Origin of the sequence: Exiguobacterium flavidum, from assembly GCF_003344535.1 — a bacterium.
GTDB classification, from domain to species: domain Bacteria; phylum Bacillota; class Bacilli; order Exiguobacteriales; family Exiguobacteriaceae; genus Exiguobacterium_A; species Exiguobacterium_A flavidum.
This window is the reverse complement of record NZ_QPKS01000001.1, coordinates 56513-74693: the sequence shown is the minus strand read 5'-3', so window position 1 is coordinate 74693 and position 18181 is coordinate 56513. Positions and strand designations below refer to the sequence as shown.

Genomic DNA, 18181 nt, shown 5'->3' with positions numbered 1-18181 from the left:
AAGCGGGAATAGGATAATACAGTCCGTCGCATGTCTTGAATGAAAGGGCTGATGACGATGAAGAGGTTGAAGAAACGTCATTTGTTCGGTGCGTCCCTTCTCGCAGGGACCGGTGTTATTCTGGCTAAAAAAATCGCGGATTCGAAAAAAGAGCGCCCGCTCGAGAATTATCTGAACCTTCTTGACAAGCGCGAGAGTCAAGACGCGGACAAGGACATCGATGAAGTCGGTCTGACGCAGCTTGATTCAATCTACCGTGCGGATTGGCAAGCGAACGGGTTCCCGCGTTCACAAAAAGAGCTGGAAGAACTCGAAAAATAAGGAAGGCATCCGTAGATGCCTTCCTTATTTTTGATGCAAGTCAATATGTCAATGATCCTGCGATGACTAACCCGATCGAGACGGACAGGAACAACAGCAACAATCCGACTGCTTCGTTGTTCGCATCGATCTCGCGCGTCATGCTGAGGCGCGGGATCAGCAAGTCAGCCAAGTAGAAGAGCGCGATCTGGATGACGATCGCGATCGCCCCCCAAATCACCATGTCGAGGATGCTGACGGAGTTAGTGATGCTCGAGTATAGAACGATCGCAAGTCCCAGGATACGGCCACCGAACGCATAGACTGCTGCCTTCTTGCCTTGACGGATCAACTCCATCTCCTTTGATTTCGTCGTGACCTCGAACAGGACGATGCCGATTGCCAGCAACACGGAAGCTACGCCGATATAGGTAAGCGTAGATAAAAATAGTTCACTGAAAGCCATGGGTACAACTCCTTCAAATGATATGTAATTGATTTCGACTGTTTTGTCGGAATTTCCTTCTCAGACAGAAAATCAGTGATTGTCCGTCTTTTTTTTCGCCTGGTACGCGACGACCCATTCCATGATCGCCCCGACAAGGATGCCGGCAGAGATATAGAGCAGGATGTTGTCGCCAATCAAGCCGAAAATCAGGCCGAACAGCAGGCCGATGATGATGTAGGGACCTTTTGCAAGTTTCAAACGTTACCACCTCACTTCATCTAAACGCTACCGCATCCGTCTCCATCCGTCCATATAAAAAAGGCGATTTCTCATGAAGGAGAGAGAAATCGTCAATTTTTTTGATTTTTGTGATACAGATACAGTGAAAAATCAGTCATGATTCCCGTGTAGCCAAGTTGCCTCAGCATGGCAGTCATGTTCCCGCGGTGGTAACTCGCATGATTGACGATGTGTTGAATGACTTCCCCGTACGAACAGAGCAGCGTGCCATAGAAGACGTCCTTCTCGTCTAGATCGGGGTGATGGAGAATGAAGGCCGAATAGTTGTCCCAGAGCGAATTGAACAGCAGTTCCATCTCGGGGATCGATTTTCCTTGCGTCTTCTTCGACAACAGATCGACGGATTCCGCGACGTCCTCGATCACCTCGTGCTTCAAGGCGGACAGCCAACCATGATCGATGATGTAGACGTGGACGAGTACGTCGAACAGGGTAGGGAAGACACTATTCACCTCGAGCAGAGGCGTCTCGGCCGGCAACGATTTCAAGTGTTCAAAATAGCGGTTCATCGCCCAGCGATTGTAATCGAGCAATTGGATGGCATAATGGGTCATGCATATCTCCCCTCTCCTGATCGATTTCAATATCCTATTCCCGAAATTTCATCCGCAGTATCAAAAACCACCCTTTTTTCACGGGTGGTTCGAAACGGCGACTTCTTCTTTTGCATCGAACAAAACGACCCGGTCGCGACCGGAAAGCTTGGCGGTATAGACGGCGGTATCCGCATCCTTCAGCAAACGGTCGACGTGTTTTGTCGTCTCCGGAAAACAGGAGATACCGAGCGAAGCGGTGACTGATAGGTCATTTCCATCCGGCAAGATGAATGGATCCCGCTTGATTCGCTCACGCAGTGACTCGGCGAGCGGCCACAATGTATCCGGATGAGGATCATCGAGGAGGACGGTGAACTCCTCCCCGCCGTTACGTGATACGATTCCTTGCGTCCCGACACCTTCAGAGAGACGAGTCGCGAATTGACGGAGCACCTCATCGCCTGCATCGTGGCCGTACGTATCGTTGACCCGCTTGAAGTGATCGATATCGAGAACGATTACCGCAAGACGTGAATCGTTCAGCATCGTAGCATGTTTCATGCTCTCGAACAGATCATTAAAGCTCCGCAAATTCTGCAACCCGGTCAAATAATCGAGCGCGGCACGACCTTTATACGTCTGCAGCATGATCTTTGTCATCCGTAAGTCGCGAATCATCAGAAGCGAGAGCCACCCGGTCGTAAATGAAATCGGTAAAACGATCAGCAGTGTCCGCATGAACAATTCCGCAGGAAGTACGAGGAAGAGGACGATCCCCTGAAGCGAGGATCCCCAGAGGTTCGCGAGGAAGTAAGTCCTGAGCGAGTAAGGATCTCGGTATTTGACGAGCAACGAGGTGCCGATCGCAACGAGGCAGATGAAGCTGAAGGCGACCCATGAGGCATAGGAGAAGCCGATTGTGAAACGATAAACAACGACGATCATCGTCGCGATGACGGTCGGAAGCGGTCCGCCGAAATAGGCGGCGATCATGACGGGCAGGTGGCGCAAGTCGACGAGTACCCCGTCGGCCGGATGGATCGTCATCTGCATCAAGAGCATGCTGATCAATCCGAGACAGAAACCGTAAAAGATACGTGTTTTAAGCTCGGATTGCGGGGTGATGGGATGTTTCGAGATTTTTCCGCACAGATACAAACCGGTCAAGATCAGTGTCATGTTGTTCAAGACATCGAAAAGGAATTCGGACATAGAAGCTCCTGTAAGTTAGACATATGTCTATCTTACCATCTCCTAAAAAGTTGGAAAGAAAAAACTGCCTTCGTTACGAAGGCAGTAGACGGGTCATCTGAAATTTTTATAGAAATCCGTTTTGAACGCATTGATCGCACTCTCTGTCTTCGTGAGCAGGGAGGCGGTCGATGCTTTACTTTTCAGGTAGGCGTCATTCAACCTCTTTTCCTCCGTCGTATTCAGATAGATGCGTGTGTTGAGTGGTGCCTTCTTGATCGAGACATACCGGGCATCTGCCGCCTTTTTCAAACTGAGTGAGTCCTTGTAGGCTTGCAGGTTCACATAGGCAGGGTAGATCTTACCGGCACGCACATATGTGTCGTTGTTCGCCGAACTGCTCGAACTGATCGCTTCAAGGGCATTCAAGAGGTTCGTCTTCTCGGTCGCCGAGAAGACCTTGTCCTTGAGCGCGGCTTTGAGGATGCTGTCGTAGTTGTATTTCGAGACAGGGGCAAGGAGCATCAATTCCAGGTCCGCATAATACTTCGTCGGTTTGAGGGCGACGAGAAGCCGTTCGACGCGATCGAAGTAAGGGTCGATCCGGCCAACTTTCGAATTGATCGTCGCGTAAGACATCGTCTTGCCGAGCTCGGCATTTCTCGTCAATTCATTCGCGACAGCCGTCATCTCGCGGGACAGACGCTGTTGCGCATTGCGGACGGCGAGAAGCTGATCCTTGACGTCACCCGGTCTCGCGATCGCGTAGAGGCGATTTATCGTATTGACGTTCGCATATCGATTGGCGTCCTCACGGAGCGTGTCCGAGACGACGAGCTGCAAGGAGACGCTGTATGTCCGGTCGTCATAGATGTAGTTGCGGGCCTGCATGAACCGTGAGGCTTCGATCATATTGTCGAGTCGGGCATCATAAAAACCGATGGCGGCAGTTGACGTCGCACTGACTGGCGCAGCCAGCGTCAAAACGATAAGGGCGGCTGATCCAGAGGCGATCCATTTCTTCTTCATGATAGTTCCCTCCATTCAGGGTGCCGACACGCTGAATATGCCTACCTTAGTCTTTTCCCGTTTCCTCTTCATAGGTCACAACAACAAACAGAAACTTGTAATAATATCCTTGTTCTTCTTTTTCTTCGAAAATGTGTCCATAATGTGAACTTATAATAACTATAAGCATAGATTATAGATTTAATGATTTTCCTTGACCCTTCATAAGCGGACGGTTTAAATGAGAAGAGAAGATGCCGGATAAAATTTTTTTGAAGATTTTTGAAAGCGCTTACTAACTATCCAAAGGAGTGTCAACAACATGGAACTCGTCATCATCCTATTATCTCTATCTCTTCTCATGTTCGTGGCCTACCGAGGATTCTCAGTCATCCTGTTCGCACCGATCTGTGCTTTGTTCGCAGTGCTGCTGACGAACCCGGACTGGGTCCTTCCGTTCTTCTCGAACGTCTTCATGGAGAAGATGGTCGGCTTCATCAAGGCCTACTTCCCGGTCTTCCTGCTCGGTGCGATCTTCGGTAAGGTCGTCGAGATGTCAGGGATCGCGGAATCGATCGCGAAGACGATCATCAAGCTCATCGGGGCGAAACGGGCGATTCTCGCCATCGTGTTGCTCGGAGCCATCCTTACTTACAGTGGCGTCAGCCTGTTCGTCGTCGTGTTCGCGGTCTATCCATTCGCTGCGAACCTGTTCCGCGAGGCGAACATCCCGAAACGTCTCATTCCTGGAACAATCGCGCTCGGCGCGTTCACGTTCACGATGGACGCATTGCCAGGGACACCTCAAATCCAGAACGTCATCCCGACGACGTTCTTCAAGACGGATATCTATGCTGCACCGATCCTCGGGACGGTCGGCGGTATCATCATCCTGATCGTCGGATTGCTCTATCTCGAGTCTCGTAAGCGTGCAGCGGCACGTGACGGCGAAGGATACGCAGGATTCGAAGCGACTGCCGCTTCAGCTGAACCGCAGTGGGAGTTGAAGAACGAACCGACGACTGCGCTCGATGCAGGCGAACAGCCGGTCTATCGTCAAATCCTCGCGTTCGTGCCGCTGATCCTCGTCGCCGTGATGAACAAGTTCTTCACGATGTCGATTCCGCAGTGGTATCCGCAAGGGTTCGATTTCGAAGCGATTGGTCTGCCAGCGTTCGGAAAGATCGAGACGCCAGCTGTTCTCGCGATCTGGTCCGTCCAGATGGCACTTTTGATCGGAATCATCGCTGCGATCCTCTATGACTGGAACAAAGTGAAGACGAACTTCCAGGACGGTCTCAACTTGAGCATCGGTGGAGCGCTTCTCGCCGTCATGAACACAGGTGCCGAGTACGGATTCGGCGGTGTCATCGCTGCCCTTCCAGGTTTCAAGGTCGTCTCGGGCAGCATCTCGGAGACGTTCACGAATCCGCTCGTCAATGGTGCTGTCACGACGACGACGCTCGCCGGGGTCACCGGTTCCGCGTCAGGCGGTATGGGGATCGCACTCAGTGCGATGTCTGATAAATACGTCGAAGCGATCGCGAAATACAACATCCCGCCTGAAGTCATGCACCGTGTCGTGTCGATGGCGTCCGGGGGTATGGACACTTTGCCACACAACGGTGCCGTCATCACACTACTCGCGGTCACCGGTCTTACACACCGCCAGTCATACAAGGATATCTTCGTCATCACGATCCTGAAGACGGTGACGGTCTTCTTGATGATCGGTCTCTACAGCCTGACTGGTCTCTACTGAGTTCATGAAAAAAGCTACGCATCATCGAAAGGGGAACACAGATATGAAACAAGGGAAAGTTTATGACTCATTCCAAGAAGCTACAGCAGACATCCAGGATGGCGCTACGCTCGTCGTCGGGGGGTTCGGACTTTGCGGGATTCCGGAAAAGGCGATCGAAGCCATCCAAGAGAGCGGAGTCAAAGATTTGACCGTCGTCAGCAATAACTGTGGTGTCGATGATTTCGGGCTTGGCCTATTGCTCCAGACGAAACAGATCAAGAAGATGGTCTCGTCCTATGTCGGAGAGAACAAGAATTTCGAGCGTCAATACTTGAGTGGCGAGATCGAGGTCGATCTCGTACCTCAAGGCACGCTCGCTGAACGCCTCCGTGCAGGCGGTGCCGGGATCCCGGGCTTCTATACGCCGACTGGAGTAGGCACGCCTGTCGCGCAAGGCAAGGAACATAAGGAATTCGACGGCAAGATGTTCATCCTCGAAGAGGGCATCAAAGGGGACTTCGCGCTCGTCAAGGCATGGAAAGCGGACAAGATGGGTAACCTCGTCTTCCGGAAGACGTCGCGTAACTTCAATCCTGTCGTCGCGACGGCAGGAAAGATCACGATCGCGGAAGTCGAGGAGCTCGTCGAGGTCGGCGAACTCGATCCGAACGAGATCCATACGCCGGGCGTCTATGTCCAGCGTGTCCTCGTCGCATCGGACTATGAAAAACGCATCGAACGCCTGACCGTTCGGGAAGCATAAGGGGGAAACATCATGGCAACGACACGAGAACTGATCATCAAACGCGCGCTGCAGGAAGTCGAGGACGGGATGTACGTCAACCTTGGCATCGGCATGCCGACGCTGATCGCGAACGAAATCCCTGACGATATCACCGTCATGCTCCAGTCGGAGAACGGACTGCTCGGGATCGGACCATATCCACTCGCCGGTGAGGCGGACCCTGATGAGATCAACGCCGGAAAGGAGACGGTCACATCCGTCAAAGGTGCCTCCTATTTCGACAGCGCGGAATCGTTCGCGATGATCCGCGGCGGTCACATCGACCTCGCGATCCTCGGCGGGATGGAAGTGTCTGAAGATGGCGATCTCGCGAACTGGATGATCCCGGGTAAGATGGTCAAAGGGATGGGAGGCGCGATGGATCTCGTCAACGGGGCGAAACGCGTCGTCATCATCATGGAACATGTCAACAAACACGGTGAATCGAAGGTCAAGCGGGCATGTACGTTGCCGCTGACCGGCGGCAAGGTCGTCGACCGCCTGATCACCGATAAGGCCGTGTTCGACTTCACGCCGGACGGGATGGTGCTCGTCGAGACGGTCGGCGAAGCGACGATCGAAGAAGTACGGGAGCTGACGGAAGCGAACTTCACGGTCAGCAAGCAACTTGAGACAACGGTAGGAGAGTGAGACAGATGACAATGATCAAGGACCATGTCGTTCTCGTCACGGGAGCGGGCAGTGGAATCGGACTCGAAATATCGAAGGAGTTCGCAAAGGAAGGGGCAAAGGTCGTCATCACGGACGTCAACGAGGAGACGGCACTTGCTGCAGCGGACTTGCTTAAAGCGGAAGGGTTCGAAGTACTCGGCCTGAAGCTAGACGTCACGAACGAGCAACACGTCATCGAAGCGTTCGAGAAGACGATCGCAGCATATGGACGGCTCGACGTCTTGATCAACAACGCCGGGCTCCAGCACGTCTCGCCAATCGAGGATTTCCCGACGGAGAAGTTCGAACTGATGATCAAGATCATGCTGACGGCGCCGTTCATGGCGATCAAGCACGCTTTCCCGATCATGAAGAAGCAAGGATACGGCCGCATCATCAACATGGCCTCGATCAACGGCTTGATCGGATTCGCGGGCAAGGCCGCATACAACTCGGCGAAGCACGGATTGCTTGGTCTGACGAAGGTCGCTGCGCTTGAAGGCGCGACGCACGGCATCACGGTCAATGCACTCTGCCCGGGATACGTCGACACGCCGCTCGTCCGAGGACAATTGCAGGACCTCGCGACGACACGGAACGTGCCGCTCGAATCAGTACTTGAAGAAGTCATCTATCCGCTCGTTCCGCAAAAACGATTGCTTGCCGTCGAAGAAATCGCGGACTACGCCTTGTTCGTCGCAAGTCCGAAAGCTAAGGGCGTAACAGGACAGGCGAACGTGCTCGACGGCGGATACACCGTCCAATAAGGGGGATTCATTCATGCAAGACAACGTAGTCATCGTCAGTGCGGTCCGCACGGCGATCGGGAGCTTCAACGGCAGTCTCAAAAACGTCAAGGCGACAGAACTCGGCGCGACGGTCATCCGCGATGCAATGGCGAAAATCGGCCTTGACCCGAAAGAAGTCGATGAGGTCATCATGGGGAACGTCCTTCAGGCGGGGCTCGGTCAGAACCCGGCCCGTCAAGCCTCGATTCACGCCGGCCTCCCGGATTCGTGCCCTGCCATGACGATCAATAAGGTATGCGGTTCAGGATTGAAAGCCGTCCATCTCGCCTATCAGGCAATCAAGTCGGGCGACGCCGACGTCATCGTCGCAGGCGGGATGGAGAATATGAGCCAGGCACCGTTCCTGTTGTCCGGTACACGCGACGGGATGAGAATGGGAGACCAGAAGATGACCGATTCGATCATCCACGACGGACTTGCCTGTGCCTTCAACGAGTATCATATGGGCATCACGGCGGAGAACTTGGCTGCCAAGTACGACCTATCGCGCGAAGAGCAGGACGCTTTCGCCGCGTCGAGTCAGGAAAAAGCCCATCGCGCAATCGCAGAAGGGAAATTCAAGGAAGAGATCACGCCTGTCGAAATTCCGCAGCGAAAAGGTGACCCCATCGTCTTCGACACGGATGAATTCCCGCGTCTTTCGACACAAGAGAAGCTCGCGAAGTTGCGACCTGCCTTCAAAAAGGACGGGACGGTCACGGCGGGAAATGCTTCAGGCATCAACGACGGGGCTGCCGCTGTCATCGTCATGCGCGAATCGAAGGCGAAGGAGCTTGGGATCGCCCCGCTCGTGACGATCGTCGGCAACGCGAACGCCGGCGTCGATCCGAGCATCATGGGGATCGGGCCGGTCCAAGCCGTCGAGAACGTGATGAAGAAGACGAATCTGACACTTTCACAGATGGATGTCATCGAAGCGAACGAGGCATTCGCTGCTCAATCGCTCGCGGTCGACCGGGAGTTGAAGTTCGACCCGGCCAAGTTGAACAAGAACGGCGGGGCGATCGCCCTCGGTCATCCGATCGGTGCGAGCGGTACTCGGATACTCGTCACGCTGATCCATGAAATGCTCCGTGAACAGGCGGATCACGGTCTTGCGACGCTCTGCATCGGCGGCGGACAAGGAGTCGCGACTGTCGTCAGACGATGGAGAGAGAACTGAATCATGAACTCAAACAGACACGGTCGATGGGAGAAGAAAGTTCTCGCATCGACCGTGTTTTTCGTGCTCGATTAGCCAGGGCGCTACCGAAAAGGGAAATTTACACAAGCCTTACATGTCCTTCATACATTAATCGTCGAAAAGTCCGATATGCAGATTGAGAGGGGATGTTGGCATTGACCAGGAAGAGGACGCAGGAAATCTCGCTTGCGAAACAATTGAACAGATGGTTGATCCCGATGTTTGGAATAGGTTTGGTGCTGCTGAGCGCGCTGAGCGTGCAACAGTTGTACCAATCATCGGTAAAAGGAGTATCAGAGAGGCTTGAACGCGAGATGTCGATGTTCGACGCGAACGTCAAAACACTCTCGCTCGCCTATCCGGGTGAATCGAAGGAACGGGACCGTGCCGTTAAACGTTTGAAGAATCAGCAGATTTCAGAGATGGCACGGGACGGGTATGATGCGAAGTTCGAAAGCAAAAATGCTTCGACGCCTGCGATTCGAAAGCTCGATTTGCCAGAAGAAGATGCGAAAAAACTAGATCAAGAATTGAAGACATCAAGAACGACGACACTTCGACTAGAGGGGAGATACATAATCGCGTTGTCTAGTCAGGAGTTGAACGACATCCTGTTTCTGTCGGTCGGTCAGGAGACGATTGTCGGACCGGCAAAAGAGCTTGCCCTTCAGCTTGTCCTGATGAGTTGTACATTATTGTTGGCTTCGAGCCTCGGTATACATCTTTTGCTAAGAAAGCAGCTGAGGACGCTTTCGCAACTTGCACGTCAGATGGAATATGCACATGAGACAAGACGATACGAACCGATTGCACTCACGAGTCGGGTTTTTGAACTTCAAAAACTTGCTTTTCATTACAATCAACTGATAGGACAAATCGCTGCGCTGACAAGTAACATCAATCAGACGAGCATACAGCTTGCAAAGATCCAACCGGATTTTTCGGCCCAGCTCATCTCGACGGATAAGTCGGTTGAAGCCCTTAGTCATGTCGCCGTCTCCCTTGCGGATGATTCGCAACGGCTCGAAGATGTGCTCGAGGACTCACAAAAGGTGCTCCTCAACAGCAGTATCTCGCTCGAAGCGATGAATGGCTTCCTTCTGACTAGTCACAAGAACACTCTCGATTTCTCTACTGGAATATCTGGCCAACATGAAGTGTTTCGGCATCTATCGGAAGGAACCGATGAGATGAGGCGCGCATCGGGAAGAATCATGCTCCGACTGAAGGAAACTGGAGTGAAGAGCCAATTCATGGAGAAGTCGATTCACCGGATCCATCAAGTCGCTGAATCAACAAGGCGTCTTTCCCTCAATGCACTGATCGAGGCGTCAAGGGCAGGAGAAGCCGGAAAAGGATTCAGCGTCGTCGCGAATGAAGTACAGCGTCTTGCCATCGAGATTGCAAGCATCACGCAGGAAATCGGCAATGCGAACCGAGAGCTTTCAGAAAGTACCAACCGGGTCGGCCAGGAGATCTCCATGGTGAATGGTCAGCTGTCGGCGATTGCTGTACAGCTCGATGCTGCGCTAGATGGGGTGACCGGAATGGTGACAGGTGCTGAGGAAATCGCAGTCTCGATCAATGATGTCATGCGAGAAAGGGAGAAAGTGAACCGGCTGAGCGAATCAGCGATCGACCACTTCGGGACGATCCATGAATCGCTGCGAGAGCTGAAAGTGTATAGTGAATCCCTCGCGTCCAACATTCAACACAGCTTAGAAAGTCAGAGGATGCTGAAGTCGAACGGGGAGCTGATTCATCAACAAATCGATTCGCTCGGAGAGGCGATGAGAGGGTGAAGATGCCTGTTCCGGTCCCATGGATCGGTTCAGGCTCTTTTTTGTAAAGAAGGGGAAGGGCGCATTGCGGAGATGACTTCACTTTCTCCATCACCTAAACTTGAAAGGAAGAGACACGGAAAAGGAAGATGTTGCAATGGACAAACGGTTGTCGGCTATACAATTTTATCTGCTCCTCGCACTGCTGTCGCTCTTCATCACGAGCGTCTGGAGTTATGGTGCCTTCATGGACATGGAACAGGAAAACAGGCGAATCGTCGAAGAAGCGATTCCAATCTCGAATGCTGCATCGGAACTGTTTCCGATCCTCCTCGATCAGGAGTTGACGGTGCGCAGCTACACAAATGATCAAGATCCTCGTTCTCTCCTGCAGTACCAGCAATCACAGAAGACACTCGATCAGGCAATCGGACAAATTGAGCGGCTCGACCGAAACCACCCGATCATGCAACAGATCATCCGGCAGGAGGCGTTGCCGCTGATCGATCAGATGAAAGTGTTTTATGACAGTCAGGTCGCTCTCGTCATGGAAGGCGATTTTGGGCAGGCGAACGTGAGACGGTACGACGGTGTCGGCAACATCAATGAATTTCGAGAAGTCGACAAAAAAATCCGGTCAGACATCGCGAAAATCATTCGCGAAGCTTCGGAACGGGGGAAGAAGGCGTCCGATTCCGCAAAATGGATGATCTTGATCGTCGGTGGCGTCGCAGTCGTCATCCTGATGGCATTTGTCCACTCGTTCCAGCTGGAGCGCAGCAAACGTGTCCTCGTCCAGCGCTCACTCACCGACCCGCTGACGAAGATCGCGAACCGGCGGGCGTTCGACGAGGATATGGAGGTGAGGTGGCGCGTCGCAAGAACTGAGCAGTATCGAGCTGCCCTGATCTTGATCGATGTCGATTCGTTCAAGGCATATAATGATACTTACGGACATCTGTCCGGGGATTCCTGCCTCATCGCGGTGGCAAGGACGCTGAAGAAGGAACTTCAGGATGACGGTATGGTCTACCGTTACGGCGGGGAAGAGTTCGCCGTCCTGCTTGATCACAAAAGAACGGAACAAGCCGTCATGATCGGAGAACGGCTCCGTCAAGCAGTGATCCGACTCGATATCCTGCACGAAACCTCCTTGCCGCTCCGTAAAGTCAGCATCAGCGCCGGTGTGGCGGTCTTGACTCCCGGTGCCGAAAAAGAGAGCGTGCTGATCGAAATGGCCGATCAAGCACTCTACCGGTCGAAGGAACACGGAAGAAACCGTGTCACTGCTGACGTCTCCTGATGTCTGCGCACGGAAAATGGACTAACACTTGAAATGAGGAATGTTGAATGGTTTTGACAGGTACGATCGTTAACGCCGTGCTGATCGTCATCGGGACGCTGCTCGGGCTGCTGTTCCATAAAATCCCGGAACGAGTCAAGGAGACGGTCACGGCCGGTATCGGACTCGCCGTGCTCGTGCTCGGTGTTCAGATGGGACTGAAGAGCGAAAACTTCCTGATCGTCATCGGCAGTCTCGTCATCGGCTCAGCAGTAGGGGAATGGCTCCGGCTTGACGAGAAGCTGAACGGCGTCGGTTACCGTCTCGAACGCCGGATCGGCGGGGAATCGAACGTCGCGGAAGGGTTCATCGTCGCGACGCTCATCTTTGTCATCGGGGCGATGGGAGTCGTCGGCGCGCTTGACAGTGGACTGCGGTTGAATCATGAGGTCCTGTATACGAAAGGTCTGATCGACGGCTTCACTGCGCTCGTCCTTAGCTCGACCCTCGGAATCGGTGTATTGTTCTCGGCGCTTCCAGTCCTTCTCTATCAGGGGGCGATTGCGTTGCTTGCCGTGCAGATCACGAAGTTCGTCCCGGACGCCGTGATGAATCAGTTCATTCTCGAGATGACGGCGACAGGAGGCGTCATGATCATCGCGATCGGCTTGAACCTCGTCGGCATCACGAAGATTCGTGTCGCAAACATGTTGCCGAGTCTGCTCGTCGTCGCGCTGATCATCGGGATGATGGATTTGCTCTCTTGAATCGATACAACGAAAGCGGGTTAGGCATCGGCATGCCTGTCCCGCTTCTTGGCGTTCAATCGCCGTGACGATTTCTTTTTGCTTCTTGGTGTCTGCGCCGCATCGATTCTTCATAGACGAGTTTGCGGAAGGCGAAGATCGGATCTCCGGTCGCCTCGATTCCAGTAGGCAAAAGCGTCGGATCGAACATGAGGTCCTCCTGCTCCTTTATTTCTTCCTCAAGCGTCAACGTCCCGACTTCGATCAGGGGTCTGTCGTTTGGCCATTCGACGGTCGGGTCGTCTACGGCGTCTGTCTCATCAGCAAGCTGGACTTGAAGGTGGAAACGGACAGGGCCGCGCGCGACACGCTGTTTCAATTCTTCTTCTTGCGGGATGATTTTCGGCTTGTCGTAACTGATCCTCTCAGGGACGAATCGGAAACGGACGGCTTGCCGTTTGCCTGTCTCATCGACCAACCAGAAAGCATGGATCGCGTGATACGGGACTGTCGCGAAGCTCTCCGGAAGCCTGCTGTTTTGAAGTATGCGCAAGAACGCACGCGCCTCAGGTTTTTTGATGAACAGTTTGAGTGCGTTCAACGGACGAATCTTCCCGTCCTTGAGTGCGAGACCGTTCATGATGTTATGGAACGTCTCCGGCTGTTTTGCGATGAAGACGGGAACGGTCGCCATGACGAGGTTCAACGGACCGGACTGTGACAGAAGGCGAACAGCCATCCCTTTGATCGGAGAGGCGGCGTCAGTCATCGACGGATCCGGTGAACTGTGCGAGAAGCGGACGATGGCTTCCGTGTCCTTCAGCAGAGGTTCCGCCTTCGTGAAGGCAGCGGCTTTCCCGTTCGGTATGAAACGGGCCTTGAAAAGGATTCCTCGCGCGTGGGCACGACGGTATCCAGGATGGCGCCCCATCCGCGTCTCGATCGTCTCGTTCACTTCGTAGGCGATTTTATTTTGTTCGGTCATCGATATGTCCCCTTTCCGGTTCATGAGTCTCTTCCTCCTTGTATTTCCTGATTTACCTAACTTTAGTCTCTTTTCGTGTTTATCAATCATCATGCAGGGAATATTTTTCTAGAATGACCATCATACAAAAGGGGAGATCAGCTATGAAGGAACAGCAATATGAGGAAATTCATGAACAGACACCTGGACAGACACAAAGTCACCAGCCCGGCATCGAAGCGAAGATGGATCCGGAGCCGGTTTACGATGACCCTGAATATCGCGGTTCCGGCAAGCTGACAGGGCGCGTCGCGCTCATCACGGGCGGCGACAGCGGAATCGGACGTGCCGTCGCGATCGCTTATGCGAAGGAAGGCGCGAACGTCGCGATCGTCTATCTGAATGAACACGGGGACGCGCAGAAGACGGCAGAGATCATCGAAGGGTACGGTGGAAAGGCGGTCACGATCGCAAAGGACGTCAGCGATCCGGAGAACTGCAAGCAAATCGTCGAAGAGGTCGTCAGCAAACTCGGCGGCATCGACATCCTCGTCAATAATGCAGGCGTCCAGTATCCGCAGGACGACTTCCTCGACATCACGCCGGAACAGCTGAAACGGACGTTCGAGACGAACATCTTCGCCATGTTCTACCTGACGCAAGCAGCTCTTCCGCATATGGAAGAAGGCGACACGATCATCAATACGTCGTCCGTCACGGCGTACCGGGGCGCTGAATCCTTGATCGACTACTCCGCGACAAAAGGGGCGATCACGACGTTCACCCGTTCACTTGCGACGAACCTCGTCGGGAAAGGGATCCGTGTCAACGCGGTCGCACCAGGTCCGATCTGGACGCCGCTCATCCCGGCGACGTTCACGAAGGAGAAAGTCGCGAAACATGGGCTCGATACGCCGATGAAACGGCGTGGGCAACCTTCTGAGAATGCTCCGGCGTTCGTCTATCTCGCGTCGAACGACTCGACGTACGTCACTGGCCAGACGCTGCATGTCAACGGCGGGGACTACATGACTTCCTAAGCGAGGAGGAACTGAGATGAAGAAGAATCCGAATGAGGTACCAGAGCAGGAACCGAACGAGATTCCGGGAACTCCTACAGAAATTCCTGATTTTCCGCAGGAGGATCCGGTCCGTGATCCGGACATCAATCCGTTCAAAGAACCGAATGAGATTCCGGACACTCCGCAGGAAGATCCGAATCCGTATTGAACAAAAAAAGAAGATCGGAGCCGGGTGGCTTCGATCTTCTTGCAGTATTTCAGAAAAAATCACTTCCGGTCGAGGCGATAACTGATCGCTGTCAAAGCTGCGGCAGCGAAAGCTACGAGACCGCCGACCCAGGCGACGTTCATCAACGGTCCATTTGCGACGACGAAACCGCCAAGCGCAGAACCGAAGGCGATGCCGACATTGCTTGCGACAGGCATGAGCGAGGCGGCAAGTCCTTTCGCATCCGGATTGAACTTATCGGCCAAGTCGATCAGATAAAGCTGCGTCGATGTCGTCAGCAGTATCGCCATCAGCGACATGAGTGCGATATTGATCAAGCCGAACGTGAAATCACGGGAAGAGAAGTATAGGGCTGCTAAGACGATTCCCTGGATGAGGAAGACGAAGCGCAGACGTCCGATTGCATTTCTTGACGCGATCTTCCCGGCAAGCAGGTTGCTGAAGATCGAGACGATCCCGTATAGGAAGAGTGCAGGGCTGATCCATTCATCCGCAAGACCGATCTTTCCCGAGAGAATCGGAACGAGATAGGTGAAGACGGCATAAGTCGCGCCGAAGCCGAGTGCCGGGATGAAGAAGGCGATCAGGATCCGAGGGTGCGCGAGCAGCATCAGCTGATCCTTGAGGGAACTCGAACCTGAAGAGAGCCCGTAAGGTACGACTCTGTAGACTCCTGCGAACGCGACTGCACCGAGAGCTGTCGTCAACAGGAAGGTGGATTGCCAACCGGCCGTCTGACCGATCAACGTCCCTAGCGGCACGCCGAAGACGTTCGCCATCGTAAATCCTCCGAAGATGAACGACACCGCGACGCCGCGCTTAGAGAGTGGTACGCTCTCGCTTGCGACGAGCATCGCGAGTGAGATCAAGACGCCTGTGACGATTGCAGTCATCAGTCGTGTCGCAAGAAGCAGTGCATAGCCGCCGGATAACGCGCTTAACAGATTAAGTACGATGAACAGACTGATCAAGCCGAGCATCAGTTTACGTTTTTGAAGCCGTCCGGTCAGTGACATGACGATCGGCGTCCCGATCGCAAACGAGAGGGCGAATCCGGAAACGAGCGTACCGGCTTTCGGAATCGTGATGTTCAGGCTGCCGGCAATCTCGTTCAGGATGCCGACGATGACGAATTCGCTCGTACCGAGGACGAAGGTCAGCATCGACAGCGTCGCGATCAAAAACCAATGTGCACGCGTCAAGCGTTCCTGTCCTTGTTCTGTATGATGTTGTAATTGGTTCAAGATGATTCCCCACTTCTTAAAAGGCATGTCCCCATGCGTTAGATTCACGCCTTTCAGAGTAGCATGAATCTATCGGGGAAGGAAACTCCGAGCAATTCGGGAAACAACAGTCCGAAAAATCAGAAATAATCGAGATACGGTGAAGAAGATGGTGTTTCGGGAATAGGAAGGGATATACACGAAAGGGAGTGTGAGTGATGCAAGCGACAGTGAGATGGGATAAGAACATGGCATTTTCAGGAGAGACGGCTACCGGACATCTACTCAAAATGGATTCCGCACCTGAGTTCGGAGGGATGAATACGGGTCCGAGACCGACGGAGCTGGTCCTTCACGCCGTAGCCGGATGTACGGGGATGGACATCATCTCGATCTTGAAGAAGATGCGCCTTGAGCCGACCTCGTTCGAGATGGACATAGAGGGGGAACGCGCTGCTGAGCACCCGAAACGTTTTACGGAAATTTCACTCCACTACCGGTTCGAAGGCGACTTGCCTGAAGAGAAGGTCATCCGCGCGATCGAGCTCTCGAAGGAGAAGTATTGCTCCGTCGCCCACTCGTTGAACGCCGAAATCACCGCCTTCTACTCGATCAATGGAATCAAGAGTGAACGCAAGCTCTGAAATGGTATGATAGCTGGAGAAATCCAGTGAAGGAATGGTGAAAAGGTGAAACGAATCATACTGATCTTCAGCATGCTGTTGCTAGCGGCTTGCGGGAATGAACAAGTGAACGAGAAGAAGAGTGAGAACAACGGGACGAAGAAAAGAGAGCCGACAGTCGAACGAGCGAAGGAGACAGAAGAAACAAAAGATCCTGCCGAAGAAGCACTCAGCAGGATGGATCAGGAAGAAAAAATCGAACAGCTGCTTTATGTCGGGGTCGACGGGACGAAATTGACGCCCGAGGATACGGAGATGATTCGAAATGGTGTCGGCGGCGTCCTCGTGCTTGGGGGCAACGTGTCGGACGAACGGCAATTGAAACAACTCGTCAATGCGATCCATCAGGCGAACGAAGCTCCCTTCCCGTTATTCGTCGGTGTCGATGAAGAGGGGGGCAGAGTGACGCGGTTGCCTGCCCCTATACCGAAGTTTCCGGCAGCGGCAGTCGTCGGGGCGAAAAATGACGAACGGCTGGCATATGACATCGGATCAGGTCTCGCTACGACGACGAGCCACTTCGGATTCAACATGGACTTCGCCCCGGTGCTCGATGTCAACAGCAATCCCGGTAATCCGATCATCGGGGACCGCGCGCTCAGTTCGGATCCAGAGGCCGTTGCAAGGCTCGGCATCGCCTGGATGCGAGGACTTGCTGAAGCGGACGTCGTTCCGGTCGTCAAGCATTTCCCGGGGCACGGCGATACGACGGTCGACTCGCACGTGAGCCTGCCGAAAATATCGAAGTCGCGAAAACAGATCGAAGAAATGGAACTCGTACCATTTCGAAAGGCGATTTCTGCCGGGGCGGACGTCGTGATGGTCGCCCATATCCTCTATCCGGTCCTCGATCCTGAGAAGCCGTCCTCTCTGTCGAAGAAAATCGTCGGCGGATTGTTGCGCGACGACCTCGGATTCGATGGGGTAGTCATCACGGACGACCTTGCGATGGGGGCGATTTCGGAATCGTACGGGACGGAAGAAGCAGCACTGACCTCTCTGCTTGCCGGGACGGACATGGTCATGTTCTCGAACGCTTCGAGCGAGAGCAGAGAGTCGCTCATCCACTCCATCAAGGAATCGGTCGAAAACGGGGAACTCCCTGCGAGCGAACTGGACGAGAAGGTGCTCCGGATCATCCGCGTCAAACAGAAGTATGATTTGACGGAGGCGGCTTCGACGGAGGCGGCTTCGACACTTGTCGAACAGACCGAGCAACTGATCGGAAGAACGAGATAACGGCGAAAAGAGGCGGCACCCACCCGGATGCCGCCTC

At 53.6% G+C, this 18181-nt stretch carries 20 protein-coding genes; 13 read left to right on the top strand and 7 right to left on the bottom strand.

The features are described 5' to 3' along the window. The first annotated feature begins 57 nt into the window (after positions 1-57). Positions 58-321, top strand: coding sequence for a hypothetical protein (locus DFG60_RS00365; protein ID WP_114570005.1), 264 nt, complete (start codon positions 58-60; stop codon positions 319-321). Between the two features lie 40 nt (positions 322-361). On the opposite strand, the gene DFG60_RS00360 is transcribed toward DFG60_RS00365, so the two are convergent. The 5 genes from DFG60_RS00360 to DFG60_RS00345 all read right to left on the bottom strand — a co-directional run bounded on the left by DFG60_RS00360 (position 362) and on the right by DFG60_RS00345 (position 3804). Then, complete coding sequence (locus DFG60_RS00360) at positions 362-766, bottom strand: DUF350 domain-containing protein (RefSeq protein WP_114569745.1); 405 nt, start codon at positions 764-766, stop codon at positions 362-364. A gap of 72 nt (positions 767-838) precedes the next feature. Next, on the bottom strand, positions 839-1006 hold the full coding sequence (locus tag DFG60_RS13695; RefSeq protein WP_198661515.1) for a hypothetical protein: 168 nt from the start codon (positions 1004-1006) through the stop codon (positions 839-841). Positions 1007-1098: 92 nt separating this feature from the next. Further along, complete coding sequence (locus DFG60_RS00355; protein WP_114569744.1) at positions 1099-1602, bottom strand: DinB family protein; 504 nt, start codon at positions 1600-1602, stop codon at positions 1099-1101. 78 nt (positions 1603-1680) lie between these two features. After that, complete coding sequence (locus tag DFG60_RS00350; RefSeq protein WP_114569743.1) at positions 1681-2796, bottom strand: GGDEF domain-containing protein; 1116 nt, start codon at positions 2794-2796, stop codon at positions 1681-1683. Positions 2797-2889: 93 nt separating this feature from the next. Continuing rightward, positions 2890-3804: a hypothetical protein gene (locus DFG60_RS00345; protein ID WP_114569742.1), complete on the bottom strand. Its 915-nt coding sequence runs from the start codon at positions 3802-3804 to the stop codon at positions 2890-2892. 301 nt (positions 3805-4105) lie between these two features. On the opposite strand from DFG60_RS00345, the gene DFG60_RS00340 reads away from it, so the two are divergent. The 8 genes from DFG60_RS00340 (at position 4106) to DFG60_RS00305 (ending at position 12805) form a co-directional block, all read left to right on the top strand. Next, a complete protein-coding gene (locus DFG60_RS00340; protein WP_114569741.1) occupies positions 4106-5545 on the top strand; it encodes a GntP family permease in 1440 nt (479 codons plus the stop codon). A 43-nt stretch (positions 5546-5588) separates the two neighbouring features. Beyond that, on the top strand, positions 5589-6290 hold the full coding sequence (locus tag DFG60_RS00335; RefSeq protein ID WP_114569740.1) for a CoA transferase subunit A: 702 nt from the start codon (positions 5589-5591) through the stop codon (positions 6288-6290). A gap of 12 nt (positions 6291-6302) precedes the next feature. Then, positions 6303-6962, top strand: coding sequence for a 3-oxoacid CoA-transferase subunit B (locus tag DFG60_RS00330; RefSeq protein WP_114569739.1), 660 nt, complete (start codon positions 6303-6305; stop codon positions 6960-6962). Positions 6963-6973: 11 nt separating this feature from the next. Beyond that, positions 6974-7750 (top strand): 3-hydroxybutyrate dehydrogenase, encoded by a 777-nt coding sequence (locus tag DFG60_RS00325; RefSeq protein ID WP_114570004.1) that lies wholly within the window; start codon positions 6974-6976, stop codon positions 7748-7750. Positions 7751-7763: 13 nt separating this feature from the next. Further along, a complete protein-coding gene (locus DFG60_RS00320; protein WP_114569738.1) occupies positions 7764-8954 on the top strand; it encodes an acetyl-CoA C-acetyltransferase in 1191 nt (396 codons plus the stop codon). 176 nt (positions 8955-9130) lie between these two features. Continuing rightward, positions 9131-10777, top strand: coding sequence for a methyl-accepting chemotaxis protein (locus tag DFG60_RS00315; RefSeq protein ID WP_232818570.1), 1647 nt, complete (start codon positions 9131-9133; stop codon positions 10775-10777). A 136-nt stretch (positions 10778-10913) separates the two neighbouring features. Next, a complete protein-coding gene (locus tag DFG60_RS00310; protein WP_198661514.1) occupies positions 10914-12059 on the top strand; it encodes a diguanylate cyclase domain-containing protein in 1146 nt (381 codons plus the stop codon). A gap of 47 nt (positions 12060-12106) precedes the next feature. Continuing rightward, positions 12107-12805 (top strand): DUF554 domain-containing protein, encoded by a 699-nt coding sequence (locus DFG60_RS00305; RefSeq protein ID WP_114569736.1) that lies wholly within the window; start codon positions 12107-12109, stop codon positions 12803-12805. A gap of 55 nt (positions 12806-12860) precedes the next feature. Here DFG60_RS00305 and DFG60_RS00300 read toward each other — a convergent pair whose 3' ends face one another. Then, positions 12861-13769, bottom strand: coding sequence for a catalase (locus DFG60_RS00300; RefSeq protein ID WP_232818569.1), 909 nt, complete (start codon positions 13767-13769; stop codon positions 12861-12863). Positions 13770-13912: 143 nt separating this feature from the next. On the opposite strand from DFG60_RS00300, the gene DFG60_RS00295 reads away from it, so the two are divergent. Further along, on the top strand, positions 13913-14788 hold the full coding sequence (locus DFG60_RS00295) for an SDR family oxidoreductase (protein ID WP_114569734.1): 876 nt from the start codon (positions 13913-13915) through the stop codon (positions 14786-14788). A gap of 16 nt (positions 14789-14804) precedes the next feature. Continuing rightward, complete coding sequence (locus tag DFG60_RS13690; RefSeq protein ID WP_198661513.1) at positions 14805-14978, top strand: hypothetical protein; 174 nt, start codon at positions 14805-14807, stop codon at positions 14976-14978. 59 nt (positions 14979-15037) lie between these two features. Here the strand turns inward: DFG60_RS13690 and DFG60_RS00290 are convergent, their stop codons facing one another. Beyond that, positions 15038-16162 carry an MFS transporter gene (locus DFG60_RS00290; protein WP_232818582.1) on the bottom strand — a complete coding sequence of 375 codons (1125 nt, stop codon included), beginning with the start codon at positions 16160-16162 and terminating at the stop codon, positions 15038-15040. A 278-nt stretch (positions 16163-16440) separates the two neighbouring features. Here DFG60_RS00290 and DFG60_RS00285 point away from each other — a divergent pair, with 278 nt between their 5' ends. Next, positions 16441-16866: an OsmC family protein gene (locus DFG60_RS00285; RefSeq protein ID WP_114569732.1), complete on the top strand. Its 426-nt coding sequence runs from the start codon at positions 16441-16443 to the stop codon at positions 16864-16866. 45 nt (positions 16867-16911) lie between these two features. Further along, a complete protein-coding gene (gene nagZ / locus DFG60_RS00280; RefSeq protein WP_114569731.1) occupies positions 16912-18144 on the top strand; it encodes a beta-N-acetylhexosaminidase in 1233 nt (410 codons plus the stop codon). Positions 18145-18181 lie beyond the last annotated feature (37 nt).